Genomic DNA, 23,664 nt, shown 5'->3' with positions numbered 1-23,664 from the left:
AATCCTCCTGTCGTGGTCGGTGTGTCGAGGATGAGATCAACACGACGGGAGGAGGGGCCCGCGCAGCAGCGCAAGAACCTCGATCGAGCAGCGGGCCTGCACCGGCCCGTAGGGCGCTCAGAAGAGCACCGGGGAGTTGTCAATCCGTGTGTGGCGCAATGCCGTCCCGGTAGTCATTCCCCCAACCTAGTTCACGGAACGAAGTCGGCGCCAACACCGCCGGTCCGGGACGTGCCGCAGGCCCGGAAAACCCCAGGCCACCCCGCCACACCGCCCGCTACGATCGGGCCTTCACCCAGTTCACAGCGGTCCGACGGAGGCACCGATGACGCAGGCCCCCGAGCGGACCCCCCTACGCCCCGCCGCCCACCCCGAACGGCTGGACCGGGGACACCCGTTCCGCCAGTGGAAGACCTGGCGCATTCCCGGCACCGAGCTGACCCTCACCGGGTACTCACGCGCCAACGACAAAACGTTCTTCCACATCCCCGAACTGCGCTGCGCGCTCGATGCCGGCCTCGCCGAAGGCCGTCAGCCGGAGACCGTCTTCCTCACCCACACCCACCACGACCACTCCAAGGACCTCGACTACCTCGCCGCCAGACCCGCCGGCGTCGACATCCACCTGCCCGCCCCCGCCCTCCCGTACGTGGAGCGCTTCCTGCGCGCCTCCGCCGAACTCAACCACGGCACGGCCTACGACCCCACCCGCGCCGCCAACTGCCGGCTGCACGGGGTGCGCGGCGGCGACGAGTTCACCTTCGGCCGCCGCGGTCACCACGTACGGGTGGTGGAGTGCGCCCACAAGGTGCCGTGCGTGGGATACGCGTTCTCCGAGCGTCGCAGGGAACTGCTGCCCGAGTACGAGGAGCTGCGGCGCTCCCTCGCCGAACAGGGCCGGGGCGGCGCCGAGTTCGGGCGCATCCTCGCGCAGCGCCGCAAAGAAGGCGCCGAAGTGGAACACGAGGTGCTGAAACCGCTGTTCGGGTTCCTCGGCGACACCCATGTGAGCGTCTTCGAGGACAACCCGTGGCTCTTCGCGTACCCGGTGCTCATCACCGAGTGCACCTACCTCGACGACACCGAACTCGACCGGGCCGACCGGGTCGGACACACCGTGTGGAGCCGGCTGCGGCCCGTCGTCGAGGCCCACCCGGACACCCTCTTCGTCCTTACCCACTTCAGCCTGCGCCACTCGGACCAGGACGTCGTCGACTTCTTCGGCGACGCGCGCCCCGACAACGTACTGCTGTGGGCCCACCCCGACAGCCGGCTGCCCGAACAGCACCAGCACGGAGGCGGCGGCCGGCATGGCGGTTGACAGCGGCTGGTCCCCGTACCCCAAGATCCCCTCCCGGGCCCGACTGGGCGAGGCGCGGGCGGCACGGGAATGGGTCGCGCTGGAGAAGGTCCACGGGGCCAACTTCGCCGTCGTGTGCGACCGCACCGGAGTACACCCGGCCAAGCGCCGCGAACTGCTCGGCGAGAGCGGCCTCGACGAGTTCTTCGGCGTGGGCCGGGTCTGGCCGGCCCTGGCCGTCGCCGCCGACCGCTGCGCCGCCGCCCTGCGCCGCACGTATGCAACCGAACCCTCGGCACCGGTCACGGTCTACGGCGAACTGGCCGGCGGGTGCTACCCGCATCCGGACGTGCCGCCCGCGCCCGGTACGGAGCCGGTGCAGACCGGCGTCTGGTACGCGCCGGGGCTGCTCTGGATGCCGTTCGACGCCACGGTCGAGACGACTGCCGGCGGCACCCGCTGGGCCGGCGACCGGGCGCTGCGGGAGGCCGCCGACGCCGCGGGCCTGCACTGCGCCCCGCTGATCGCGCGCGGGACGCTCGCCCAGGTGCAGGAACGGACACCGGTGTTCCCGACCCGGGTACCTGCCCTGCTGGGCCTGCCCGAGCTGCCCGGCAACCTCGCGGAGGGGCTCGTCATCAAGCCCGCCGACGAGTGGGGGAGCCCCGACGGCACCGGCACCGGCACCGGCATCGGCACCGACATTGGCATCGGCCCGCCCACCCGCCCGGTGGCCAAGTTCAAGCACCCCTCCTTCGCCGAGGACGAGCGCTTCGACGGCTCGCGCCCGTACCGGGCACCGGCCGAAGGCGCGGCGGGCGTGCCCGGCTGGCTCCTCGGCCAGGCCGCCGCGCTGCTCACCCCGGCCCGGGCGGCGGCAGCCGTCAGCAAACTGGGCCCGCGCACCCCGGCCGAGGAGATCGCCGAGGAGATCGCCCGGGACGCGGTCGAGGAGGCCGCCGAGGCCCTCGGCGGCCTCGACCAGGGCCTCGCCCAGACCCTGGAGCGGGCGCTGCGCGCCGGCGCGCTCGCCCTCGCCCGCTTCGACGCCGCCGACCGCCGGGCAGTCGGCCGGCCGTAGAAGAACTGGAACTTTCGTCCAAGACAAGGCCCGCGACTTCGGCGAGCCTGGATGCATGCCCAAGAACGACGCGGGGGACACGCCCCCGGAACACACTGCTGACGACCGCTGGGAGGTAGCCCGCCCCCTCGGCGGCACCTCTCTCGACGGCGTACGGATGGCCGGGTTCCGGGACCGTACGGCCGGCGGGCTGGACATGCGGGTGCTGCCGCAGCCCGCCGTGATCGTCGTCATCGGGCTCGGAGCCGGCCCGGTCACGGTGGAGAGCGCCTCCGGGCACCGGCCACTGAAGGGTCTCGTCGCCTCCCTCTCACCGGGTCCGGCCCGAATCCGCGGCCAGGGCGTCGAATGCGTCGAGGTGGCGCTGTCACCCCGGGCCGCCTACGCCCTGCTGGGTGTTTCCCCGCTCGAACTGGACGGCTCCATCACCGGACTCGAGGACCTCTGGGGGCGGCACGCTCGGCTGCTGCGCGAGCAGTTGGCCGACACCGCGTCCTGGCAGGAACGCCTCGCGCTCACGGACGCATTCCTCCGACGCAGGGCCGCAGGGACCCGGACCCCGCCCATGGCGGCGGAGGTCGCCGCCGCCTGGGACGCCATCGTGGCCGGTCGCGGCCGGGTACGGGTCGGCGACCTCGCCGCGTCCTGCGGATGGAGCCGCAAGCGGCTCTGGGCCAGGTTCAGTTCCCAGATCGGCCTGACCCCCAAACGCGCCGCCATGCTGGTCCGCTTCGACCACGCCGCCCGGGCCCTCCTCGCCGGCGAGCGCGCCGGCGACGTCGCCATGGCCTGTGGATACGCCGACCAGCCCCATCTCCACCGCGACGTCCAGGCCCTCGCCGGGTGCACACCCGCCGCACTGGCCGGCCTGACCGCCGCATCCACCGAGCCCTGATCCCCCTCTCCGTATCCAGATCCAGACCGGAAGAACGACCGGCGATGTGATCGGTCGAATCGAAGGAAGGAAGCAAGACCTGTGATGAACACCGAGGTCCGAGCCGCACAGACGGCGGCCGGCCGGGAACTCGTCGTCCGGCTCGCGTTCGGGAGCATGGCCGCACACACCCTGCGCGCGGCGGTCCGCCTGGGAGTCGTGGAACGCATCGGCGACGGGCCGCGCACAGCCGCCGAGGTGGCCGCCGGAGCAGGGACCGCGCACCAGCCCATGACCCGCCTGCTGCGCGCCCTGACCGCCCTCGGCCTGCTCGCGGAACACACCCCCGACACCTTCACGGTGACCCCGGCGGGAGCCCTCCTCACCCCGGACCACCCCGAATCCCTCACCTCGTTCGTCCGTATGTTCACCGATCCGGCGATCGTGCGCGCCTGGGAGCACCTGGACAGCAGTGTCCGTACGGGGGAGATCGCCTTTGACTCCGTCTTCGGCACCGACTTCTTCAGCCACCTCGCCCGGCACCCCGAGCTCTCCGCAGACTTCAACGCGGCGATGAGCCAGGTCGTCTCCGAGACCGCCGCCGTGCTGCCGCAGGCCTTCGACTTCAGCCGGTTCGCCTCGGTCACGGACGTCGGCGGAGGCAGCGGCACCCTCCTGGCCGCCGTCCTCGCAGCACACCCGGGTCTCACCGGCGTGGTCTTCGACACCGCCGACGGCCTCGCAGAGGCCGCGAACACACTGGCCCGCCACGGGCTGGAGAAGCGCTGCGCCCTTGTCGCCGGGGACTTCTTCAAAGCGGTCCCGCAGGGCTCGGACGTGTACCTCGTGAAGAGCATCCTGCACGACTGGACGGACGCCCAGGCGGTCACGATCCTGCGCCACTGCCGCCAGGTGCTGCCGGCCGGCGGCGTCGTCCTGATCGTGGAGCCGGTGCTTCCCGAGCTCGTCGGATCCGAGGACGAGGGAACCTACCTGAGCGACCTCAACATGATGGTGAACGTCGGCGGCAGGGAACGCACCCGCGAAGACTTCGAGGAGCTGTGCCGGCAGGCGGGCCTGCGCGTCACATCGGTCACCCCGCTCGCGGAGGCCGCCCCGTACTCCCTGATCGAGGCCGTGGCCGACTGACCACGGACCGCAGGTGGGTCGGCCGATACGGCATCATGCACGCATGATCACGGCACAGGGGAATCAGCCACATCCGTCCAGCAGCCAGCCTGTGTACGGGGGCACTGCAGGAACGTATCCGCACCCGCACCCGCAGACGCGGGTGCGGGTTCCGCGGCCCGCCGGGGAAGGGCGACGCCTCCTCGCGGTAACGGTGGACCTGCTCCTCGTCATCTCCGTGCCCTACCTGGTCATGCGTGGTGAGGACGGCCGCCCGCTGACCGCCCTCGCACTCCTGCTCGGCCTGTCCTTCGCCAACCAGGTGCTGTTGACGTACGTGGTCCGGGCCAGCATCGGCAAGCTGCTGACCGGCATCCGGGTGATTCGTGCCGCCGACGGACGGCGGCCGGGGTTCTGGCGGACGATCTACCGGTGGCTGTCGGGGCTTTGCTGGCTGCCGCTCCAGCCTTACTACGGGCTGAGAGCGTTCTTCCGCGGCATCGGTGGCGGCGGGCCCGCCCGCGGCACGGTGGCCGACAACGACGACGGCGAGCTCTACCACGGCGACCTGGCCGGACTCCGCTACGCCTGCCGCCGGGACTTGCACGGCTGACTCCCCCGAAGTGGTCCGGCTACGTCCGCTGTTGACGGTAGGGCTGGAGGAGCTGGTCGACGGGTGCGTAGTCGTCCGTGAGCAGTTGGGCGCCACCGATCCAAGAACCGAGGCCGACGCCTGCGGAGATCTGCCATCCGGTGCGCCGGGCGTCCAACGCCTCCTGGATCGCGGGCAGATCGACCGGCCCGTCAGAGGCGAGCACCACCAGATTGCCTCCCCTCGAAGTGCTGGTCGGATCGAGGCCGATGTCGGAGGGTTCGCCGATGAGGGCGACATGCCCGAAGGCCGCTTCGAGGGTGGCTACTTCGGCGCGTGCGAAGGCCAGACCACCGTGATCGATGAGGTTGGCGACGTACAGGCCGTCCTCATCGAGCACCCGCCGTACCTCGGCCAGCGCTTCCACCGTAGTGAGGTGCCACGGCACGCTGACGCCCCCGAAGGCGTCGCCGACGACGAGGTCACGACTGTCTGCCTCCAGGCGCCGCAGCCCGAGCCTGCCGTCCTCGACGCGTACGTCGATACCGCCTTCTTCGCTCAGACCCAGTCGGTCGCGGTCGATCCGCACCACCCCGCCGTCGATCTCGGATACGAGGCTGCGCGTCCCGGGTCGCGTGGCCGCGAGGTACCGGGGAAAGGTGAGACCGCCGCCACCGACGTGGTGGGCTGCAAGTGGCGCGCCTTCGGGAAAGGAGGCATCGACCACCGCCGCGATGGCGCGCACGTACTCGAACTCCAGGAAGGCCGGGTCGTCGACGTCGACGTAGGAGTGCCGCACGCCGTCCAGAACGAGGGTCAGGCCGCTGTCCCGATCGGGGTCTGCAACGACCCGTGCGCAGTGGTACCTGGTCTCCGTGTCACAGCCACCGGGCGCGACCACGGTGGCGAGGCCGCCGGCAACGACCACCAGCGTCAGGGCAGGCGTGCCCCTCCACCCGCGCGTTCGCCACTCGACCAGCGCCGAGCCGACCACCAGCAGTGTTCCGAGGCCGATCAGGATGCTGCTCACCGGAAACCGTGCGATGAGGACGAAGCCGGTGAGGACCGTCCCGACGATGGCACCGACGGTGCCGACGCCGGACAGCCGGCCGACCACCGTTCCGGTCTCGGCGAGGCTGGTCAGACGCAACTTGGTGACGATCGGAGACACGGCAGAGAGCAGCGCGCCGGGCACGAGGATGGTCAGCGACGCGATCGGCAACAGGATCGCCGGTGCCGACTCCGCAGTAGTGCGCAGCACGGCGGGGGTGAGCGCCACGACCGCTCCCGACACCCCGAGCGCGGGGCCGATGAGCCGACGCGGATCGACCTGGTCGGCGCTGCGCCCACCCAGCCAGGAACCGAAGGCCATCGCGGTGAGGGCGATGCCGATCACCATGGTGCTGGTCTCGAGGGTGAGGCCGAGGTAGGGAGCCAGCAGCCGCAGGGCAACGATCTCCACCACCAGGACCGCGGCCGATGCCCCGAACACCAGCACGGCAGCGGCACGGGCACCAAGACCGCGGTTGCGAGGCGTGCCCTCGGCGACGGGCGAGCAGGACGATCCGGTCACGGGCGACATCCTTGCACGCAACCGGTCGACAGCATGGCAAATCCCCATCCTGTACGCACGAACCGGCCGGGCAGTACCCCCTGGGTCGAGGAGGAACTGCCCGGCGGGCGCATCAGAGCATGTTCTTGTAGATGTTCCAGCCGGTGCCGAACTTCACCCGGGCGGTGAAGGTCGCCGTCCCGGCGTTGCCCGTCGAGGTGTACAGGTACATCTCGCCGTTCGCGAGGCGGGCGAGCACGTCGCCCTTGCTGTCGCCGTCGATATCACCGGGCACGACCAGCATGTCGTACACGCCCCAGCCGGTGGCTATCTGCTCCCGGGCGGCGAACGGCGCGGTGGACGAACCCGTGCCCTTGTAGAGGAACATCCGGCCGGAGGTGTCCCGGGCGAGCAGGTCGGTCCGTCCGTCGCCGGAGTAGTCGCCGGCGCCGACGAGCGCGTTGTAGGCGTTCCAGCCGGTGCCGACCTTGATCCGCGTGCCGAGCTTGGTGTACACCGCCCCGTCGCCGGGGTGCAGCCACAGGACGCCGGCGGAGTCGCGGCTGAGCAGGTCGCCCTTGCCGTCACCGGACAGGTCACCGGGGCCGACCATCATGGTGTAGTTCCACGCCGTGCTGACCTTCTGGCCGCGGATGTACAGGTCGCTGCCGATGTTCTGCACGTAGCTGGCGTGGTTGCGGTTGTTGAGCCCGGTGGCGTACGTGTTGCGGGACCCGGGCGTCTCGGTGCCGGCGTTGGTCGGCGGCGACAGATAGTCGCCGTTGGCCAGGGCGTAGTACTTGGCCAGGGTGTTGTCGGTCTGGGTCATGAGGTTCTGACCCTTGCCGTAGAGCTGCGTGGTGCCCGCGCCGACAATAAACTCGTTGCGTTCGTAGCCACGGCCGAAGTACGCGGGCGCGGCGAACTTGCCTCCACCGATCGACTTGTACCAGTACTGCACGCCCTCGCGGTCGCGGGCGAGCAGGTCGCTCAGGCCGTCGCCGTCGGCGTCGTCCGAGCCGGTGATCACGTTGTACGTGTTCCAGCCGGAGCCGACCTTGCCGCGGGCCTTGAGCGGGGCGGAGGCGTCGCCGGCGCCCTTGTGGAACCACAGCTCGCCGGACAGGGTGCGCGTGAGGACGTCGCCGATGCCGTCGCCGTCCACGTCGTTGGCGCCCACGAGTTGGTCGTAGATTCCCCAGCTCTGCCAGCCGCCACCGGACCACAGGGGTGCCGAAGTGGACTCCAGACCGGCCTCGTAGAGCGTGAGGACGCCGTCGAAGGAGAGGGAGAGCAGTTCGGGCTTGGTCGTGCCGCCGACATCGCCCACCGGCAGCAGGTCCTTGAACGAGCCTTCGGGGTCGGTCTTGTGGATCGCGTAGTCGCTCCAGGCCTGGATCGATGACAGGTAGACGGCCGTGTGCTGGTCGTACTCCATGACGATCATGTCACTGATGCCGTCGCCGTCGACGTCGTGCCGCGGCTTGGCGGCGGCAGCCACCCGCGCGGATGGCGCTGCCCGCTCCGGCATGACGACGGTCGGGTACCCGCCGGCACGGCGCGGCACGGCATCGGAGGCCGACTCCGGTACCGAGGCGGTCGCGGGCCGTGCGAGGGCGGAGCCGGGCGCGCGGTACTGCGGGGCCGCAGTGCTCGGGGCGGCGGCGAGAGCTCCGGCAGCCAGTGCGAGCACGCCCCCGGCGGCCAGCAGGCGCAGGCGCCCGCGGTGCGGTGTAGTCAAGATCCCCCCCTGAGGATCGAGCCGTGGGGCCCCACCCGGGCACGTCGTGCTGTGTGCCAGGGAACACGCGTCCGTGCGTGAACGGCGAACACGGCGTGTGAACAGGCAGGGAAACCAGCGGGGGAGGAAGCCGCGTCCCCCGTTAGACAAGATCACTGATGGCGTGGAGGAGTTTGAGATGATGACCGGCACAGCCACCCGCTACCTCTACCTGGCCCGGCACGGCGAGGCTGCCTCAGAGGACGGCGGGCTGACGGACCGAGGCCGCCGGCAGGCCACGCTGCTCGGGCAGCGCCTCCGGGAGGTGCCTCTGGCGGCTGTTCACCACGGCCCGCTGCAGCGGGCAGAGCAGACCGCACGTCTGATCGGCGCCGAGCTCGGCAACGTCCCCCTCGGTGTCTCGGAAGTCGCCGGTGACTACGTTCCCTACATGCCGACGAGGGACGAGCTTCCGGAGGAGTCCGCCGACTTCTACCTCCGCTTTCTCTCCGGAGCCACTGAGGAGGAGCGCGAGCACGGACCTGCGCTGGCCCGCGAGGCGCTGGAGGCGTTCACCGGCCCCGTGGACGGTGGACAGGACCGGCATGAACTGGTTGTCACCCACAACTTCCTGATCGCCTGGCTCGTACGGGACGCCATGCACGCCCCGCAATGGCGCTGGCTCGGCCTCAACCACTGCAACGCCGCACTCACCGTCATCCGCTACGCGCCCGGGCGGGCACCCTCCGTCCTCGTCTCCAACGACATGCGGCACCTGCCTCCCGAGCTGCGCTGGACCGGGTTTCGCCCGGAAACCCACATCTGACGCCGCCTGCTGCGCGCAGCCGCGTAAGACGTGGTCCCGGTGTCCGTATGCCGGTCCCGGCGGACGCCGACGCCAAGCCCTCGCCATCATGGGCACATGATGCACAGCGACGACAAGCACACCGACTCCCCGGCGATCGCCCTGCTCAAGGAGCTGGGAGCCGAAACCACCAAGCACTCCGGCGGTACGCTCCTGACCCACCTGCTGCGCGTCGAGGCGCTGCTCGCCGCGTGGGGCGCACGGCCCGCCCTGCAGACCGCGGCCCTGTGCCACGCCTTCTACGGCACGGACGGCCTGCCTGTGAGCCTCCTGGAACTCTCCGAGCGCGCCCGCCTCGCCGAGGCGATCGGCGCGGAGGCGGAAGAGCTCGTGTACTTCTACGCCAGCTGCGACCGCAAGGCCTCCTACCCCAGCCTCGCCGCCGCGGATGAGGCGTCGGTGACCTTCCGGGACCGCTTCACTGGTGAAGAGTTCACCCCGTCCCTCCAGCAGCGCCGCGACTTCGCCGAGCTCACGGTGGCCAACGAACTGGACCTGGCCAAGGTGAACGCGTCCTTCCGCGAGCGCAACGGGGCGGACCTGCTCGAGCTCTTCACGGCCTGGACTCCGCTCCTGTCGGAGGCGGCCCGCCGAGAAGTGACCACGGTCCTCGGCTGAACCGTGCGGTAACCGTACGCCCCCGAATCCTCTCAGTTGAGGGTCACGAGGGCGGCGAGCGTCGGGCCGACGGCCCCTCCGAGCTGGTAGCAGAGGACGAACAGCCCGATTGCGGCCGGCCGTTGGGCGGGCGGTACCTGTCGGGAGGCGTGCACGGAAAGGACGGCGTTGCTGCCGGTCGCGACAAACACGGCGGTCGCGGCTGCCAGGAGGAGCACCGGCGCCCAGGACGCTGCGACTGCGGTAAGAGGTGCGGCGATCCCCAGGGTGATGAGGAGGATGAGCGAGCGTCGGTGCCCAAGGCGACCCGCGGTGGCAGCGAGGATCCACGAGAGGGCGGAGCCGGTCAGGAGCGCGGCCAACTGGCCGGTACCGATCGCACCGGCGGACCACTGCGTCCGCTGCCGGGCAAGCTCCGGCAGGGCGAAGAGAAGGGTGAAGTACGAGGTGGAGAAGACGAACGCGAGGAGGGCCGAGTGACGGAAGGCCCGTGAGCGGACCGCGGCGGCGGGCACGAAGCCGTCCGGGCGGCGCCGTATGTGGAGGGCAAGCGGTACCACCACGGCGGCGGCCGTGACGCCGCCCGCCAGGGGAGCGGTCGGGGCGAGGACCAGAGTGGACGCCAGCGCCACGACGAGGCCGGCCCCCATGGCGTCGAACGGGGTGGTGCGGGAAACGTGTTCGGGTGAGGCCTCGCCCGAGGCGATGTGACGCCAGACCGCGGGCACGGCGAGGAGTGCGAGGCCGGAGACGGTGAGCGGGGCGCGGGCACCGACCGTGGTCGACAGGACGGAGCCGAGCAGCGGCCCGACGGCGCCCAGGACTCCGAACCCGGCGGTGATCGCCCCCATGCGTCGGGTGGAACCTGCGAGGTTCATCGCCACGGCCACCAGCCCTGCACCGCCGGCCGCCTGTGCGGCTCTGCCGGCGAGTGCCAGGGGGAACCAGGGGGCTAAGACGAGGGCCGCGGTCCCCGCGAGCGCGGTGACCGCGGACGCGACGAGGGTGGGTTTGAGCCCTCGGTGCCGTACGAGGGCGGCAAACAGGGGGGTGCCGACGGTCATGGCCCAGGCAAAGACGGTCACCATCCACGTCGCCCGGTCGGTGGGGACGCCCAGGGTGCGGGCCATGTCCGGGAGGATGAGGACAGGTGCGTTGGCTCCGGTGGCGATGGGTGCGGCGAGCAGGGCCGGCCAGAGCGCGTGCAGTCGGCGGTTCGGCGCCGGTGCGGTGGGTCGTGCTGCGGTGACGGTGGACATGAGGGACCCTCCGGTTCGGTTCGGTCGGGCTCAGACGGTGGTGACGGCTTCGTCGTAGGCGAGGCGCGGGGAGCGGGGGAACCAGGCGTTCTCGCCCGGCTTGCCGATGTTGACGACCATCAGAGGGGTGTGGTCGGGGTCCAGGAACTCCTTCTGCAGGCCGGCGAAGTCCAGGCCGGTCATCGGGCCGGCGGCCAGGCCTGCGGCGCGGACGCCGATGATGAAGTACGCGGCCTGGAGCGCGGCGTTCAGCAGGGCGGAGCTCTCGCGCACCGGGCGCTCGGCGAAGAACATGTCCTTGGCCTGCGGGAAGTGCGGGAGCAGGTGGGGGAGTTCCTCGTGGAACTCGTTGTCCGCGGAGAGGATCGCGACCAGCGGTGCGGCGGCGGTCTTGGCGCGGTTGCCCTCGGCCATGTGCGTCAGCAGTCGCTCGCGGGCAGCGGCCGAGCGGACCAGGGTGATCCGCAGCGGAGCCTGGTTGTAGGCGGTCGGGCCGTACTTGACGAGGTCGTAGATCGCCTGGATCTGCTCGTCGGTCACCGGCTCGTCGGTGAAGGTGTTGGCGGTGCGGGCCTCGCGGAACAGCAGGTCCTGGGCGGCGGCATCAAGGGTGAGGGAAGACGGGGTCATGAGTGGTCCGTTCGTTCAAGGTTGACAACTTCAACGTTAAGATAAAATCACTCGCGATCGATCAACGTCAAGTGTCTCAACGTTGAGATATTGTGGACTCCATGGACGAGACCGGACGGCACCGAGAAGGGCAAGCCATGCACAGGCCGAAGGACGGCGACTCGGGGACCGACGCGACCGACGCGACCGACGCGATCGACCACATCATCGAGCAGTGGACCGACGAACGCCCCGACTTCGCCGATGCCCTCTGGCCGGTGGAGGTGCTCGGCCGGCTCCAGCGACTGGGAGTCGCGCTGGACAAGGAGTTCCGCGCCTTCGCGGCTGAACGCGGCCTCGAGCTCGGCGAGTTCGACGTCCTGTCCACGCTCCAGCGTTCCGGACCTCCGTACGAACTCACGGCCGGGGCCTTCCGCAAAGCGTCCATGGTGACCTCGGGAGCCATCACCAACCGCATCGACCGCATGGAGGCCAAGGGGCTCGTCGAGCGGGTCCGCGACACCCGGGACCGCCGCTCGGTGAAGATCCGCCTGACCGACGCGGGACACGAGCTCACCAGCGCCTACATGAAGGACCACCTCGCCAACGAGGCCCGCCTCCTCGCGTTCTTCGACAGGGGCGAATGCGATGCCCTCGCCGGGCAACTGCGCCGCCTCCTCATCGCTCTCGGCGACACCGACATTCGCTGACACCCCCGCCCGAGACCCTGCGGATCGCTCCGCACCGGCGTACGGCATGGAACCGAAGGGAGGGTGCAGGGATCGGCACCGCCGGCGCGGACAAGGCGGTCCGTACTCTGGGTGTCGAGCAAGCCGATGACGATGACGGCGGTGCGCGTCAGACGGACGGGTCTCCCGGCTGGTCGGCGGTTGCTGCGGCGCGGATGCTGTCGAGGTCGAGGCCCGCCTGCCGGCAGAGGGTGGCGAGGTCGAAGTAGAGGGTCTCGCCGGCCATCAGGCCGTCCCGGAACGGTACGACGTTGGTGAACGGCACGGCCAAGGTACCGCCGCCTGGCGGCATGCCGAGCCACCGGCCGAGGCTGGTGCCGCGCAGGGTGCCCCACACGACGAGTACGTCCTCCCCGAACGCGATTCCCACGTCGTCGGGCGCGAGGTCGGGAAAGGCGGTGAACAGGCTCTCGTACGCGGCTCGGGTCCGGTCCTTCCCCTGACTGCGCATGCCGAGCGGCACGGTCTCCAGGAAGCAGTCCTCGGTGAAGGTCGCCAGCACACCCGGGATGTCCCGGGCAGCCTCGGCAGTCCGGTGGGCGGTGAAGAGCTGCATCATCTCGTCACGGTCCAAGGCGACTCCTTCGCAGCGGGCGGAAACGGCGGCGGCGACAGCGGTGACGGTCACGCTACCCACTGGGGACGGCGCTTCCGCCGGGCCTCGCCCGACCGCAGCGCGGATGCGCGCAGGTTCACCGGCCTGGCGGGTGCCGTGCCCAGCCCGCCCCGGCCGTGGCCTGCACCGATACGGCGCGTCCGCCGGGCGGCGGGGGTGTCAGCCGGGCGGACGGCCATGACGTGCGGGCCCGGTGACGGCCGGACAGACTGAGCGCATGCCCGTGCAGGCGCAGCAACCGCCGTCGGCCCCTCCCGAAAGGTCGTTCCTGGACAAGGCGGCGTACGTCGCAGCGCCCGGGGCCGTCGTAGTCGGGCTGCTCTACTACTTCGGCAACCAGTACAACGAGGCTTACTACCGCGCGTTCGGCGTCCCGCTCAGCGACCTGCCCCTCTCCATCGAGGCCGTCCTCGCGCGCAGCCCGCAGACCCTCTTCTTCCCGGTCTGGGTGCTGCTCGTCTGCGGGCTCCTCGTCCTGCTTGTCCTCGGCTGGCTCGGGCACGCCCTGGCCCGCCCGGAGAACGAGCGGTGGCGCCGCACGGCGTACCGCGCGCTGCTGGCGGTGGGGCTGCTCCTGGGGGTGGTCGGGGGTTACCCCGTCTTCTTCCGGGAAGACCTGCTCGCCTTCCTCCCTGCGGGCTGGCCACGCGGGCTGCTGCCCAGCCTCGTGGTGGCGCTCGGAGCCACCCTGGCCTTCTTCGCCATCCAAGTGCGCCTCGGCCAGCACGATGCCGGGCGACGGAACCCGCGGGCCCGCGACGCCGACCGGCTGTGGCTCGTGGCCGGGGCGTTGCTCCTGGGGATGCTGACGCTGAGCCTGTTCCACGGCGTGTCCCGGTACGCAGCGATGGCCGGCGAGGCCCAGGCGGTGGCGGACGCGAACGGCGGCATGCAACGGAACCCGGCCGTGGAGGTCCTTTCGCGCCTGCCGCTGGTCCACCACGCCAAGGACATCGAGTTCATGGACCTGGGCGCCGGGGCGGGGCCCTACCGGTACCGGTACAGAGGCTTTCGCCTCCTGGTGAAGACCCCGACCCGCTTCTACCTCGTCCCCTACTACGGGGGGTACAAGAACACCGTGACGGTCGTGCTCCCGGACGACGACGGCACGGTCCGCGTGCAGATGAAAGGCTCCGTCAGGTGAGCCCGGGTGCGGGCGTGGGAGTCCCGGTCGCGTCAGGACCCTCCGGGGTCCCGGTCCCGGTCCCGGTCTCGGTCTCGCCGGGCCCCGGCGTCGGGGACTCGGAAGTCGTCTCAGCTGCGGCCTCGACCGCCTCACCGGTCAGGGACACCGAGAACACGGGCCCCTCGACGGTCGGAGCGGTGACCGTCCCCCGCCACGTGCCGGGTTCGTGGGCGATGTGGCTGACCTGGACGCTGCACGTCTCCTCGGGCTGAAGTGTGACGCCGGTGCAGCCGTCCTCGACGATCGAGAGCTCCCCGCTGTCGGTCGTGGCTTTCAGCGGTTGGATGGTGAGGGGCACCTGCTGGTTGTTGGCGAGCTCCATGGTGCCGCCGGCGGGCTCGTCCAGCTGTGCCCTCGGCACGGAGATCGCCGCGCCACCGCCGGAGCCTCCGCCGGTGCCGGGGAAGACCTTGCCCAGGTCCTCGTCCGCCGGCGCGGTAGGGGCGGCACTGGTCTCCGTGCCGGTGGTTGTGGTGTCGCGGGTCGGGAGGGGCTCGGGTTCGGGTCCCCCGCACGCCGCCGCCCCCACGACCAGGGCTGTCAGCAGCGTCGCCGCGGCGAAGCCGCGTCTGATGTCCGGCATCACGGTGTCCGTCCCTCCGCTGCGGCTCGGCTCTGCGCCCAACGTCGCACAGCGGCTCGCCGTAAGCGCGGAACCGGCACGGTGACACTGCGCCATCACCCCGGGCGGCGGTACCGCGCGGGCACCGGCATGCGGCGGCATCGTCTCCGCACCGGCCCGCCTCCGCTGTAGGAATGGGTCCGACAAGCGTGCGACGAGTCCCGCCGGCCCCACAGCTGGCCCTGCGCTGATCCGTAACACGCTGACCTGCCAAGATGCCCGTATGGAAACTGGGTTCCCCTGGGGGTCTACACCAACCGTCGATCTCCACCTGTGGCGTTCCGACGCCATCGTGCTGTTCGACTGGCTGATGAGCACCGACCTGAACACCGTGCCGATCACGCACCCGGCTCAGAAGCAGGCTCTTGCGGACCTTCTGGCACGTCTGGAAGAGGTGGACGTCATCGAGTCCACCGACGAAGAGATCGCCGCAGCCCAAGCCGAGGTGGCCGAGAACATGGGTTGGTAGGGCGCCCACGTGGACCGGCTGCGGCCGGTGTTGGCCGGGCTGCCCCTGTCTGCCTCGGTTCGACGGCGGGCGCCTGGTCCTGGCCGTTGATGTGTCACCGTGGCTTCGCTCGGACGCGACATGCTCTGCGGAGCGTTTGTTCTGCCACGTCCACGGCCGCGCGAAGACGGCGTCACAGTTCACTCCGGGCTGGCCCTACTCCTTCGCGCGCAGTACTACAGCCGGACGCCCCGTCCTGGACCGCGATCCTGAACGTGGTCCGGCACGGCACGGCATGGCACGGCCCAGCGGACGACGCGACCGCGTTCACCGCCGCCCAGTTGCGGGGCCGAGCACTCATCGCCGCGGGCCAGTGGCAGACAGGGGACCCACATATCGTGATCGCCAGCCAAGCCGGCGTTCAGGAACATCCGCGGCCACCTCACCTGCCCGACCCTCATACCCTGCCCCCTCTCGGTAACGCTCGTCGTGCCGCATAGGTTCGACCCATGAAAGACCCGACGTGGGCGGGAGTGCGGGGGCGGGTGCAGGCTCTCATTGCTGCGCCGGCTGGCGACCGCGTTTTTGGTGCGATAGGGCACAGGTTCTTCCTCGAAGACCCTTTGAACCCGGTAGAGCTGGCCGACCTCGAGGTCCAGACGGGTGTGTCGCTGCCAGGGGAGTACCGCGACTTCCTCCTCCACGTCGGCGCCGGCGGTGCCGGCCCCTCGTACGGGGTGTATCCGGTACGACTCGTCCAGGGGCGCTGGCGGTGGGAGGGAGATGGAGCCGACCTGGCGGACCTGTCCCGGCTGGCCGAGCCGTTTCCGCGTGAAGGCGCCGATCCGGAAGCAGTCCGGCTGCTTCTGTCCGAGCGCCCGGAAGAAGAAACCTTCGAGGAGATCGAGGACTTCGATGACGCCATCGAGGCATGGGAAGAGCGCTGGGAACCCGTGATGTGGTCGGCGGACCGCACTGTCGGCGCAGTCGTGATCTCGACGCTGGGTTGCGCCGCCCGCGAGTGGCTGATCATCAGCGGCCCGGAGCGTGGGCGCATCTGGTCCGACAACAGGGTGGACGACGAGGACCTGAAGCCGCTTCTCGATGACACTGGTGCGCCGATGACCTTCGCTCGCTGGTATCTGACGTGGCTTGAGAAGGCTGAACGTCAGCTGGCGTCACTCCCGGCGGCAGACTGAGCTTCCGGCCCAGTAGAGCTGGCGGCGGGCCAGTCGCCTGGTCACGAGGGTGACGAGCGGCCGGTTGATGTGGGCTTCGACGTGCTGGGGCAGGCGCTCGTAGTCGCGGACGTTGCGGCAGGCAGTCGTGATCCAGCCGATGGTGCATTCGACGCGCCAGCGCCGCGGCCAGGACGACGAAGCCCGCGGACACCGCGAAGTATTCGCGCCGCTGCGAATCTGGTTCGACGGCGCACTGGGCAGTCAAGCCGGTCCCTGTGGTTCCGCGCAGCTTGTGCGCGTGGCTCGATGGAGCAGTAGTGGGTTCTGGCACAGATCTTGCGGAGCCGTCGCGGAGCGTCGCCTCGATGTTCGAGGAGGTGCTTCCTGGACAACTTGAGCGCCCTGTCTGAGAAGGTGAGCGGTCGGCTGTCCAAGGAGGACGCGGACTCCACCGGGCCAGTCGACGTCAGTCAGAGTGACTACCAGGCAGCCGACCGAAAACGCGACGGCCACGTCCATGCCGCGGTACGCCTTCGGGGCGAAGGCAACGAGTGTGGACCAAGAGCAGGACGAAGTGCTGGGCTGGGCGCTGCCGCCACTCATCGAGCAGTCAAAGAAGCCGGCCGAGGCCAGTTCAGCCCCGTCCACTCGACCCCGCTCCAAACCGGTCGCTCGTTCCGTCAGCGCTTCTGTGCTCGGTACTGCTTGAGAAGGGCAGTGAGCTTCGCGGGTTCGGCAGCGCCGTTCAGCTCCGTCAGGAGAGCGTCAGGGCAGAGCTCGTAGTGGTCACCCCACCATCGCCGCCCCTTGTTGTCCCAAATGCGATAACCGCCGGGTACTCCCCTGGCTACGTACCGTCGCCTGCTGATAGCGATCACTCCTCATGACGGTTCCCCACACTACAAGCCGCTACTGGAGCAGGATCATCTTCCGCAGCAGGTGAAAGAGCCGGCTCGTTCATAGAGCTGCCTTTTGCATCTTTTGATGCGGTTGACGGCACCTTCGACGCTACCCGAGCTCCAGTGGAGGGTGAGCCCGGCTGTCACGGCATCGAGGTCTTGGAGCAGGTGGAGTGCGTAGCCGGTGAGGCCAGGTAATTGGCTGGCATCGGCCGCGTTGATCCAGCCAGGGAGGCTGGTGCCGAGACGGTCGGTGAGCATCTCGCCGAAGCCGCGAACCTGTCCGGCAGCCGCGTCCAGTTCGGGACAGCGTGCCAGGACGTCCTGCACGCGGCCAGGACCGAGCTCGCGCAGGCAGTCGGCGCCCTCACCTCACCGGCGACACCCGTCGCCCGCCAGGTCCGAGGAGGCTGTGGATTGTTGACACGTCCGTGGATCGCCAGCGGGTGGGGGCCTTGGCAGAAGGTCTCGCGCGTCGGACAGCAGGTAATCTCCCTTGCCAAATGGTCAAGACTCGTTGACCATTACTCCCATGCCTACCGACGATCTTCCCGAGACGTTTCACGTCACCACTGACGACCAGCTGCGCGCCGTCTCCAACCTCACGCGTCACCGGATCATGGCCGTGCTCCGCTTCGAGCCGGCGACGATCACGCAGATCGCCGAGCGGGTGGGCCTTGCGAAGGGGAGTTCCAGCTATCACGTGCGGCTGCTGGAGCGGGCCGGGCTGGTGAAGGTGGTACGGACGCGGAAGGTGCGGGGGGTCACCGAGCGGTATTACGCGATGGCCGCGCGGTCGATCGTGCTGCCGGATCCGGGCGAGGGAGGGCCGGATGTGCTGATGCGGCATGCGGTGGCGGACCTGGAGGCGTCGCCGGCGAACGGCGAGCGGCACGTACGGATGGCGCATCTGCGGCTCACCGAGGAGCAGTTCGCGCAGCTGGGGGAGCGGTTGCAGGCTCTGGCGGACGAGTACCGGGAGCTGTCCGATCCGTCGCTGCCGGACGCGTCACTGGTCTTCGCACTGTTCCACCCGGCACCGCGCGAGCAGGCCGAGGGAGGCGCCAAGTGACCTCAGATATAAGCAAGTTGCCGACCGGGTTCGGACGGCTGTGGACCGCGCAGACGATCTCCTCGCTCGGTGACGGAGTAACACACGCCGCGCTGCCGCTGCTTGCCCTGACGTTGACCCGGGATCCGATGGCGCTCGCCGTCGTCACGGCCGCGGGAACGCTGCCGTGGCTGCTCTTCGGGGTGCTCGGCGGTGCGCTGGTGGACCGCTGGGACCGCCGGCGCACGATGTGGGTCGCGGACACGGCACGTGCGCTGCTGCTCGGGATACCCGTGGCGGCGGCCATGCTCGACATGCTGAGCATTCCGCTGCTCGCCGCCGTCGCCTTCCTGCTCGGCCTCGGCGGACTCTTCTTCGATACGGCCGCCACGGCCTATCTGCCCGATCTGCTCCGCCGCGACCCCGCACTCCTGGAGCGCGCCAACTCCCGCTTGCGCGGAGCCCAGACCGCCATGTCCGGCTTCGCGGGGCCGCCTGCGGGCAGTGCGCTGCTCGCGCTCGGGCGGGCGGTTCCGCTGCTCGCCGACGCGGTGTCGTTCATGCTCTCCGCACTGCTCGTACGTACGCTGCCCGCCATGCCCCGGCCCGTTCCGGAGGTCCGCGAGCCGCTGCTCCGGCAGGCGCGGGCCGGGGCGTCGTACGTCTTCCGGGACCGGTTGCTGCTGGGGCTCGCGCTCCGTCCGGCGGTCGGGAACATCGCCTTCCTCGCCGTGGAGACCGTCCTCGCCCTGTTCGCGCACGACCGCCTCGGCATCGACACGTACGGCTTCGGCCTGCTCCTCACGGCGGAGGCCACCGGCGGTCTGCTCGGCGCAGCCATCGCCTCCCACCTTGGCCGACGACTCGGCACCGGCACAGCGCTGACCTGCACGGCCGCCCTCGAAGGGCTTGCCATCCTGGGCCTTGCCGCCGCCCCGAACCCGTACGTGGCCGGGCTGGCGCTCGCCGTCTGCGGGGCCGGCATGGGCGCCACGATGGTGCTCGGCCCCTCCCTCCGGCAGGCGATCGTCCCGGCCCACCTCATGGGCCGGGTCGCCTCCACCTCCCGCATGCTGGCCATGTGCGCCGCCACCATCGGGGCCTTCGTCGGCGGCTGGCTGGCCACCACCTACGACGTCCGCACCCCGCTCTACGCTGCCGCCTTCCTCCTCCTGGCGATGACGGCCATCACGGCATCCATGACGAGCAACCGCCGCGTCGAAGCGGCGCTGCGTGCCGCCGCCCCGGCCAACGGTCCAGATCACGCGGCGGCACCCAAGGATCCCGCCCAGGAGAGTGCACCCGATCTCGCCCACACAAGGCCCACAGCCGGTCCAGGGGCTCCGCAGCAGTCCTCCACGACTGGGACGCCGTCGTCAACGGCCTGAACCTCCCATGGAGCTCTGGCGCCCGTCGGGGGCAGGTCGCACGCATCAAACTGATCAAACGTCGGTCATACGGCCGTGCTTCGCTCGCCCTCTTCCGAACCGTCGTCTTTGCCCCGTCACCCTGATCCTTACGGCGTCAGACGCGTCGCCCGCGCTTGGTCTTCGCGTGCACACGGTCGCGAAGCTCGGCCGTGTAGAAGACGGCTTTGTCACCGCCCAGCCCGAAGGACTCACAGATGTCCGCCACCGTTTCGGCGTCTTCCGCAGTACCCGTGAGCCCAATCTGGACAAGACTCCAGAACCCGTCCTGCACGTGGTGCCGGCACCCCTCGCCCAGACTCTCACCTCTCGGAGACGGCCCGTAGTCGCTGGACCCCGCAGCCACGAACCACAACGTCTGCAGCAGCACGTCTCGGGCCAGTATTGAGAGGTCGCCCGCCAGCGCGGCCATGATCACGCCGACCGCTGGCGGAGCGCACTCGAAGAGGATCGTGCTTTCCTCGACATGACCATCGAGGGTGTATCCGACCATGTCCTGAGGCGTCTCGGCAGTGATGATCGCTTCGATCAGAAGCGGCACGTGCTCCGCAGATTCACCGCAACCGCACTCCAACGACGCCCAATCGACGCGTCGCAGTTCTGCGCGTACCAGTTCGCCGACCACCACCGCAGCCCCCTCAAGGCATGCCGGGCCCCGGGACCCGGCGCTAGCGATCAGGCATGAGCCAACCATCGGCCCCCCCGCCATCATGTGCTTCCCGAATTATCCGCCACAGCCAGTTTCGGTGGGCGTCAGCAGCTGTCGTCCGGGGCCGCCGCTCGCCAGGTGGGCGGTGCGGTCCACCGGCGAGGCTATGTGGTTACTGCCTTGGCGGCGGTGCGGATGACGTCGAGGACGGCCTCGGGCTGGGAGAGCATGGGGACGTGGCTGCTGTCGACTTCGACGGTGGTGGCGCCCATGCGCTGGGAGACGAAGCGCTGAAGATCGGGGTGGACGGCCTGGTCGCCTGTGGTGAGGAGGTACCAGCTGGGCTTGGACTTCCAGGCCGGGTTGTCGGTCGTGGAGGTGAGCATCTCGGCCCGCGGGGCTCCCTGGGTCGCCCAGACGACCTGCTGGTCCTCTGGGGACAGGTCGCCGCAGAAGTACGAGATGCCGTCACGGGCGATCCAGATCCGCCCGTTCTCCTCCTCCAGGTGCGAGAACAGTTCGGGCTGGGTGAACGCGCCGATCTGTTCCTGGGCGCTCTCGCCGGCCTCCGGGCTGAGTGCGGCCAGGTAGACCAGGCCGGCCACCTTCTCGTGGTTGCCGGCGGCGGTGATGACGAATCCGCCCCAGGAATGGCCGACGAGGACCGCGGGGGCGCTGACTCGCTCCAGGGCGCGGTGGACGGCATCGACTTCGCCCTCCAGTGAATCCAGGGTGTTCTGCGCGGAGATCACCTCGTGCCCCTCCCGCTGCAAGGCGGGGATCAGCTTGCTGAAGCAGGAGCCATCGGCCCAGAGACCGTGGGCGAAGACGATGCTCGGCTTCTTCGATGCCATGGACACGTTCCTCTGCTCGGCGCGGATTGATCGTCCGCGCACCCGACCGAACGCCTACCAGTCGACACCGGGACACGTCCGCTCACATCCGGGGTGGTCCAGGCAGGGGATGACGCTGGGCTGGGCCCCCGAATCGTGGCGGCCTCTTCGTCCGTGGGGAACTGCGCTACCCGGACGCCGAAACCAAGTCCGTCTGAACGAGGCAAGGCCCTGATAACGTCCTCGGCCACGGGTCTCCTTCACATCGGCACGGGCCGGTACCTGCCCCGTGATCAGCACCGCCGGCGTGGCGACTGGCGAAGAGATGGCTGGACGATTCAGGGCGACTGCCCTCGCTTCGCGCGCGCCCCGGCCAAGGCGCGGAGCCGCACCACCTCGACGCACGGCCGTACGGGGGGTTTGCGCTGGCCAGGGCCGAACAGGTACTCGGGCTCCCACGGCGTCTGTGCCACCTGCCGTTCGGCTGCCGTTATGAGCTGTGGGTCTGTGGGTCATGCTGAGGGCGGGGGAGGCCCCAAACACCGGCGGCAGGGACGGCGGTCGGGGCGAGGCAGAGGTGCCCCATGGTCGCCCAGGCAGAAGACTCGCCGCGCAAGCTGAGCTTGTGGTTTAGCCACTGGCGTTCGCCTGGGCCGCGGCAACGGTGACCTGGGCGGTCCAGGCCCCGGGTTGCCGGGGCGGATCCCAGGTCACGTCGACGTCAGCTTCGTGGAAGTCGTGTGCGAGTCCGACCACCATGGCCGCCGCGGCGGCCCGTGCCTCGGCCGGGTCGGCGTTGACCGGCACGTCGGCGAGGCGCCCGCAGAACATCCCGCCTTCCACGGTGAGGACACTGTGGCGCCAGCCTTCCGGCGTCGTGAGCAGGACGATGCCCTTCGGCATGCCGAAGGGAGGGCGCCTCTTCTTCCCCCGCTTTCGTCTCACCATGGAGCCATCCAACCTCGTCGGCTTCCTGACGGTTCAGGCGGGCGGACATCCAGGTGCCGCGGCGGGGCTCGGTGCCGACCTTGCGGTGGGCTGGTCGGGCGTATGCCTCACCGGTGGCGAGGACCCGCCCGACGCCGTGGCGGGGTGCCGGTGCCGGTCGCTGGTTCTTGGAGCCTGGCGGCCGGCCCGGACCCGGGCGGGAAGATTTCGGTGCACCAGCCGGGGAGCCGGCCCTCGTGCACAGGTGGCAGAATCCCCGACGGACACGAGCGGGCGTGAGCTTGTTCGGCGGAGTCGGCCGCTCCCAGGGCCGACGAAGGTCGGTGGCCAGGCGGCGCGCGAGGCGGAGCTGGGCATAGGCGGCGATCACCAGCCACGTCCACCTGTCGGCCGCCTCGGAGCTGCGGAGCCGGGGCTTGGTCCAGTCGAGGGTTTGCCTGTACAGGCGAAACGTGTGCTCGATGTCGAAGCGACGCAGGAACGATTGTCAGCAGCGGTTCGACGTCCGCTTCGGTAGCGCCGGTGCCCGACCACCACAGCCATACCGGCTTGTTGACTCCGCCGCTGGGAAGCTTCTCCACGACCAGGCGGAAGACGGTTCCCTCGATGATGGGCAGCGGCCCGTCGAGTCAGCCGCGGGTGCAGACGGTCCCACGCCTGCGCAGTCGCCTTCCCTAGAGCCGGGTATCCGTGACTGTCACGGCCTGCTCAGTGCCCCAGGTTGCGGGATCGCCGAAGACGAACTCGCCACCGTGCTTGGGTGGCCGGCCGCCCTTGGGGTTGGCCAGGTGGAACTCTTCGCGGGAGGGTGTCGGACGCCGCGTCACGCGATCGGACCGAAGCCGGCCAAGGATCTCGACGGGCAGCTCGTCCAGCAGGTGGGCGATGCGCGAGGCGTCGTATCCCGTGTCCAGCACCGCCGTCCAGGACGTGCGGCCGGTCTCCGACGCGTCCACCACCGAGTACGGCCGGCCCGACACCATCTGATACCCCGGCCGAACGTGTGGCAAAAAGCGACATCCACCGCCAGCACGAGCCGACCGTCCGCCGCCCTCAGCAACGGCACCTTGGCCAGAGCCCGACGCAGCAGGTCGACGCCGATCCGGCCCTGGTTGAGTCCGCCGTACAGAACCCGGTGCCCACGGCGGTGTTCGGGCAACAGCGTCAAGTCGCCCGGGGACCTCACCGCACGTTCACACACAGCACCGCGCCCGCCAGCTCGAACAACGCGTCACGCCGGGCAGTCAGACACTCGTAGAACTCGCCACGGAAGCGTGACGCTTCAGCGAGCGCCTCCCTCCGGACAGCATCAGGCAGCAGACTCACCCTCACGGCCTTCGTCGTGGTCACGTGCACCTTGGTCGGAGCACATGATCAGACGAAGGCCGCCTCCACATCCGGCGAATCCCCAGGCGAGCGAACCCGTTCGAGACACCGTTCGAGATCGTGGCACCATG

General features: G+C 70.1%; 24 protein-coding genes and 2 pseudogenes. 14 read left to right on the top strand and 12 right to left on the bottom strand.

Annotation, left to right across the window (positions count from 1 at the left end; genetic code table 11):
* The first annotated feature begins 325 nt into the window (after positions 1–325).
* The 5 genes from DEJ50_RS00760 (at position 326) to DEJ50_RS00740 (ending at position 4,996) form a co-directional block, all read left to right on the top strand.
* On the top strand, positions 326–1,321 hold the full coding sequence (locus DEJ50_RS00760) for an MBL fold metallo-hydrolase (RefSeq protein WP_150205480.1): 996 nt from the start codon (positions 326–328) through the stop codon (positions 1,319–1,321).
* Positions 1,311–2,381, top strand: a complete 1,071-nt coding sequence (locus DEJ50_RS00755; RefSeq protein WP_150205479.1) for an RNA ligase family protein — start codon at positions 1,311–1,313, stop codon at positions 2,379–2,381. The genes DEJ50_RS00760 and DEJ50_RS00755 overlap by 11 nt, the downstream gene beginning before the upstream one ends.
* Before the next feature lie 55 nt (positions 2,382–2,436).
* On the top strand, positions 2,437–3,276 hold the full coding sequence (locus DEJ50_RS00750; protein ID WP_150205478.1) for a helix-turn-helix transcriptional regulator: 840 nt from the start codon (positions 2,437–2,439) through the stop codon (positions 3,274–3,276).
* Between the two features lie 84 nt (positions 3,277–3,360).
* The gene (locus DEJ50_RS00745) at positions 3,361–4,404 is read left to right on the top strand and encodes a methyltransferase (RefSeq protein WP_411757569.1); all 1,044 of its coding nucleotides are present in this window, start codon (positions 3,361–3,363) and stop codon (positions 4,402–4,404) included.
* 91 nt (positions 4,405–4,495) lie between these two features.
* Positions 4,496–4,996 carry an RDD family protein gene (locus DEJ50_RS00740; protein ID WP_411757664.1) on the top strand — a complete coding sequence of 167 codons (501 nt, stop codon included), beginning with the start codon at positions 4,496–4,498 and terminating at the stop codon, positions 4,994–4,996.
* A 19-nt stretch (positions 4,997–5,015) separates the two neighbouring features.
* Here the strand turns inward: DEJ50_RS00740 and DEJ50_RS00735 are convergent, their stop codons facing one another.
* A complete protein-coding gene (locus DEJ50_RS00735) occupies positions 5,016–6,557 on the bottom strand; it encodes a fused MFS/spermidine synthase (protein ID WP_150205475.1) in 1,542 nt (513 codons plus the stop codon).
* 103 nt (positions 6,558–6,660) lie between these two features.
* Positions 6,661–8,268 carry an FG-GAP repeat domain-containing protein gene (locus DEJ50_RS00730; RefSeq protein WP_150205474.1) on the bottom strand — a complete coding sequence of 536 codons (1,608 nt, stop codon included), beginning with the start codon at positions 8,266–8,268 and terminating at the stop codon, positions 6,661–6,663.
* Between the two features lie 181 nt (positions 8,269–8,449).
* Between DEJ50_RS00730 and DEJ50_RS00725 the strand changes: the two genes are divergently transcribed.
* Complete coding sequence (locus tag DEJ50_RS00725; protein ID WP_150211789.1) at positions 8,450–9,073, top strand: histidine phosphatase family protein; 624 nt, start codon at positions 8,450–8,452, stop codon at positions 9,071–9,073.
* A gap of 96 nt (positions 9,074–9,169) precedes the next feature.
* Positions 9,170–9,730: a DUF6817 domain-containing protein gene (locus DEJ50_RS00720; RefSeq protein WP_223837496.1), complete on the top strand. Its 561-nt coding sequence runs from the start codon at positions 9,170–9,172 to the stop codon at positions 9,728–9,730.
* Positions 9,731–9,762: 32 nt separating this feature from the next.
* On the opposite strand, the gene DEJ50_RS00715 is transcribed toward DEJ50_RS00720, so the two are convergent.
* Both DEJ50_RS00715 and DEJ50_RS00710 read right to left on the bottom strand, forming a co-directional pair.
* Positions 9,763–10,989 carry an MFS transporter gene (locus DEJ50_RS00715; RefSeq protein ID WP_150205473.1) on the bottom strand — a complete coding sequence of 409 codons (1,227 nt, stop codon included), beginning with the start codon at positions 10,987–10,989 and terminating at the stop codon, positions 9,763–9,765.
* A 30-nt stretch (positions 10,990–11,019) separates the two neighbouring features.
* Positions 11,020–11,619, bottom strand: a complete 600-nt coding sequence (locus DEJ50_RS00710; RefSeq protein WP_150205472.1) for a malonic semialdehyde reductase — start codon at positions 11,617–11,619, stop codon at positions 11,020–11,022.
* A gap of 137 nt (positions 11,620–11,756) precedes the next feature.
* Here DEJ50_RS00710 and DEJ50_RS00705 point away from each other — a divergent pair, with 137 nt between their 5' ends.
* Positions 11,757–12,308 carry a MarR family winged helix-turn-helix transcriptional regulator gene (locus tag DEJ50_RS00705; protein ID WP_150205471.1) on the top strand — a complete coding sequence of 184 codons (552 nt, stop codon included), beginning with the start codon at positions 11,757–11,759 and terminating at the stop codon, positions 12,306–12,308.
* A gap of 148 nt (positions 12,309–12,456) precedes the next feature.
* On the opposite strand, the gene DEJ50_RS00700 is transcribed toward DEJ50_RS00705, so the two are convergent.
* The gene (locus DEJ50_RS00700; RefSeq protein ID WP_150205470.1) at positions 12,457–12,921 is read right to left on the bottom strand and encodes an ester cyclase; all 465 of its coding nucleotides are present in this window, start codon (positions 12,919–12,921) and stop codon (positions 12,457–12,459) included.
* Positions 12,922–13,180: 259 nt separating this feature from the next.
* Between DEJ50_RS00700 and DEJ50_RS00695 the strand changes: the two genes are divergently transcribed.
* Positions 13,181–14,107 carry a hypothetical protein gene (locus DEJ50_RS00695; RefSeq protein WP_150205469.1) on the top strand — a complete coding sequence of 309 codons (927 nt, stop codon included), beginning with the start codon at positions 13,181–13,183 and terminating at the stop codon, positions 14,105–14,107.
* On the opposite strand, the gene DEJ50_RS00690 is transcribed toward DEJ50_RS00695, so the two are convergent.
* Positions 14,100–14,732 (bottom strand): hypothetical protein, encoded by a 633-nt coding sequence (locus DEJ50_RS00690; RefSeq protein WP_150205468.1) that lies wholly within the window; start codon positions 14,730–14,732, stop codon positions 14,100–14,102. The two genes, DEJ50_RS00695 and DEJ50_RS00690, sit on opposite strands and share 8 nt — an antisense overlap.
* A gap of 262 nt (positions 14,733–14,994) precedes the next feature.
* On the opposite strand from DEJ50_RS00690, the gene DEJ50_RS00685 reads away from it, so the two are divergent.
* From DEJ50_RS00685 to DEJ50_RS00675, 3 genes and pseudogenes are all read left to right on the top strand, one after another.
* Positions 14,995–15,240: a hypothetical protein gene (locus tag DEJ50_RS00685; RefSeq protein ID WP_150205467.1), complete on the top strand. Its 246-nt coding sequence runs from the start codon at positions 14,995–14,997 to the stop codon at positions 15,238–15,240.
* A gap of 49 nt (positions 15,241–15,289) precedes the next feature.
* Positions 15,290–15,638: pseudogene (locus tag DEJ50_RS00680) on the top strand (transposase); the annotation flags it as partial.
* Positions 15,639–15,728: 90 nt separating this feature from the next.
* A complete protein-coding gene (locus tag DEJ50_RS00675; RefSeq protein WP_150205465.1) occupies positions 15,729–16,418 on the top strand; it encodes an SMI1/KNR4 family protein in 690 nt (229 codons plus the stop codon).
* A gap of 662 nt (positions 16,419–17,080) precedes the next feature.
* Here DEJ50_RS00675 and DEJ50_RS34330 read toward each other — a convergent pair.
* The gene (locus DEJ50_RS34330) at positions 17,081–17,269 is read right to left on the bottom strand and encodes a hypothetical protein (protein WP_150211787.1); all 189 of its coding nucleotides are present in this window, start codon (positions 17,267–17,269) and stop codon (positions 17,081–17,083) included.
* A gap of 54 nt (positions 17,270–17,323) precedes the next feature.
* Complete coding sequence (locus tag DEJ50_RS00665) at positions 17,324–17,629, bottom strand: hypothetical protein (RefSeq protein WP_223838222.1); 306 nt, start codon at positions 17,627–17,629, stop codon at positions 17,324–17,326.
* Between the two features lie 202 nt (positions 17,630–17,831).
* On the opposite strand from DEJ50_RS00665, the gene DEJ50_RS00660 reads away from it, so the two are divergent.
* Both DEJ50_RS00660 and DEJ50_RS00655 read left to right on the top strand, forming a co-directional pair.
* Positions 17,832–18,371 carry an ArsR/SmtB family transcription factor gene (locus DEJ50_RS00660; RefSeq protein ID WP_150205464.1) on the top strand — a complete coding sequence of 180 codons (540 nt, stop codon included), beginning with the start codon at positions 17,832–17,834 and terminating at the stop codon, positions 18,369–18,371.
* Positions 18,368–19,738 carry an MFS transporter gene (locus tag DEJ50_RS00655; protein ID WP_223837495.1) on the top strand — a complete coding sequence of 457 codons (1,371 nt, stop codon included), beginning with the start codon at positions 18,368–18,370 and terminating at the stop codon, positions 19,736–19,738. The genes DEJ50_RS00660 and DEJ50_RS00655 overlap by 4 nt, the downstream gene beginning before the upstream one ends.
* A gap of 136 nt (positions 19,739–19,874) precedes the next feature.
* On the opposite strand, the gene DEJ50_RS00650 is transcribed toward DEJ50_RS00655, so the two are convergent.
* The 4 genes and pseudogenes from DEJ50_RS00650 to DEJ50_RS00640 form a co-directional block, all read right to left on the bottom strand.
* Entirely contained in the window at positions 19,875–20,405 is a 531-nt protein-coding gene (locus DEJ50_RS00650) for a hypothetical protein (RefSeq protein WP_150205463.1), read from the bottom strand.
* A gap of 185 nt (positions 20,406–20,590) precedes the next feature.
* Positions 20,591–21,280, bottom strand: coding sequence for an alpha/beta fold hydrolase (locus tag DEJ50_RS00645; protein WP_150205462.1), 690 nt, complete (start codon positions 21,278–21,280; stop codon positions 20,591–20,593).
* A gap of 609 nt (positions 21,281–21,889) precedes the next feature.
* Positions 21,890–22,162 (bottom strand): hypothetical protein, encoded by a 273-nt coding sequence (locus DEJ50_RS33735; RefSeq protein WP_190345090.1) that lies wholly within the window; start codon positions 22,160–22,162, stop codon positions 21,890–21,892.
* Positions 22,163–22,280: 118 nt separating this feature from the next.
* Positions 22,281–23,533: pseudogene (locus DEJ50_RS00640) on the bottom strand (transposase); the annotation flags it as partial.
* Between the last annotated feature and the right edge of the window lie 131 nt (positions 23,534–23,664).

The organism is Streptomyces venezuelae (assembly GCF_008642295.1).
In the GTDB taxonomy this organism is placed as follows: domain Bacteria; phylum Actinomycetota; class Actinomycetes; order Streptomycetales; family Streptomycetaceae; genus Streptomyces; species Streptomyces venezuelae_C.
Note: the sequence above shows the minus strand (reverse complement) of the source record. Positions and strands in the feature narration are given on the sequence as shown.

Bases quoted from the DNA above. Each gene is read 5' to 3' on its own strand.
- DEJ50_RS00760 (WP_150205480.1), top strand. From the start codon at position 326: ATGACGCAGGCCCCCGAGCGGACCCCCCTACGCCCCGCCGCCCACCCC.
- DEJ50_RS00755 (WP_150205479.1), top strand. From the start codon at position 1,311: ATGGCGGTTGACAGCGGCTGGTCCCCGTACCCCAAGATCCCCTCCCGG.
- DEJ50_RS00750 (WP_150205478.1), top strand. From the start codon at position 2,437: ATGCCCAAGAACGACGCGGGGGACACGCCCCCGGAACACACTGCTGAC.
- DEJ50_RS00745 (WP_411757569.1), top strand. From the start codon at position 3,361: ATGAACACCGAGGTCCGAGCCGCACAGACGGCGGCCGGCCGGGAACTC.
- DEJ50_RS00735 (WP_150205475.1), bottom strand. From the start codon at position 6,557: ATGTCGCCCGTGACCGGATCGTCCTGCTCGCCCGTCGCCGAGGGCACG.
- DEJ50_RS00725 (WP_150211789.1), top strand. From the start codon at position 8,450: ATGACCGGCACAGCCACCCGCTACCTCTACCTGGCCCGGCACGGCGAG.
- DEJ50_RS00720 (WP_223837496.1), top strand. From the start codon at position 9,170: ATGATGCACAGCGACGACAAGCACACCGACTCCCCGGCGATCGCCCTG.
- DEJ50_RS00715 (WP_150205473.1), bottom strand. From the start codon at position 10,989: ATGTCCACCGTCACCGCAGCACGACCCACCGCACCGGCGCCGAACCGC.
- DEJ50_RS00710 (WP_150205472.1), bottom strand. From the start codon at position 11,619: ATGACCCCGTCTTCCCTCACCCTTGATGCCGCCGCCCAGGACCTGCTG.
- DEJ50_RS00705 (WP_150205471.1), top strand. From the start codon at position 11,757: ATGCACAGGCCGAAGGACGGCGACTCGGGGACCGACGCGACCGACGCG.
- DEJ50_RS00695 (WP_150205469.1), top strand. From the start codon at position 13,181: ATGCCCGTGCAGGCGCAGCAACCGCCGTCGGCCCCTCCCGAAAGGTCG.
- DEJ50_RS00690 (WP_150205468.1), bottom strand. From the start codon at position 14,732: ATGCCGGACATCAGACGCGGCTTCGCCGCGGCGACGCTGCTGACAGCC.
- DEJ50_RS00685 (WP_150205467.1), top strand. From the start codon at position 14,995: ATGGAAACTGGGTTCCCCTGGGGGTCTACACCAACCGTCGATCTCCAC.
- DEJ50_RS00675 (WP_150205465.1), top strand. From the start codon at position 15,729: ATGAAAGACCCGACGTGGGCGGGAGTGCGGGGGCGGGTGCAGGCTCTC.
- DEJ50_RS00660 (WP_150205464.1), top strand. From the start codon at position 17,832: ATGCCTACCGACGATCTTCCCGAGACGTTTCACGTCACCACTGACGAC.
- DEJ50_RS00645 (WP_150205462.1), bottom strand. From the start codon at position 21,280: ATGGCATCGAAGAAGCCGAGCATCGTCTTCGCCCACGGTCTCTGGGCC.
- DEJ50_RS33735 (WP_190345090.1), bottom strand. From the start codon at position 22,162: ATGCCGAAGGGCATCGTCCTGCTCACGACGCCGGAAGGCTGGCGCCAC.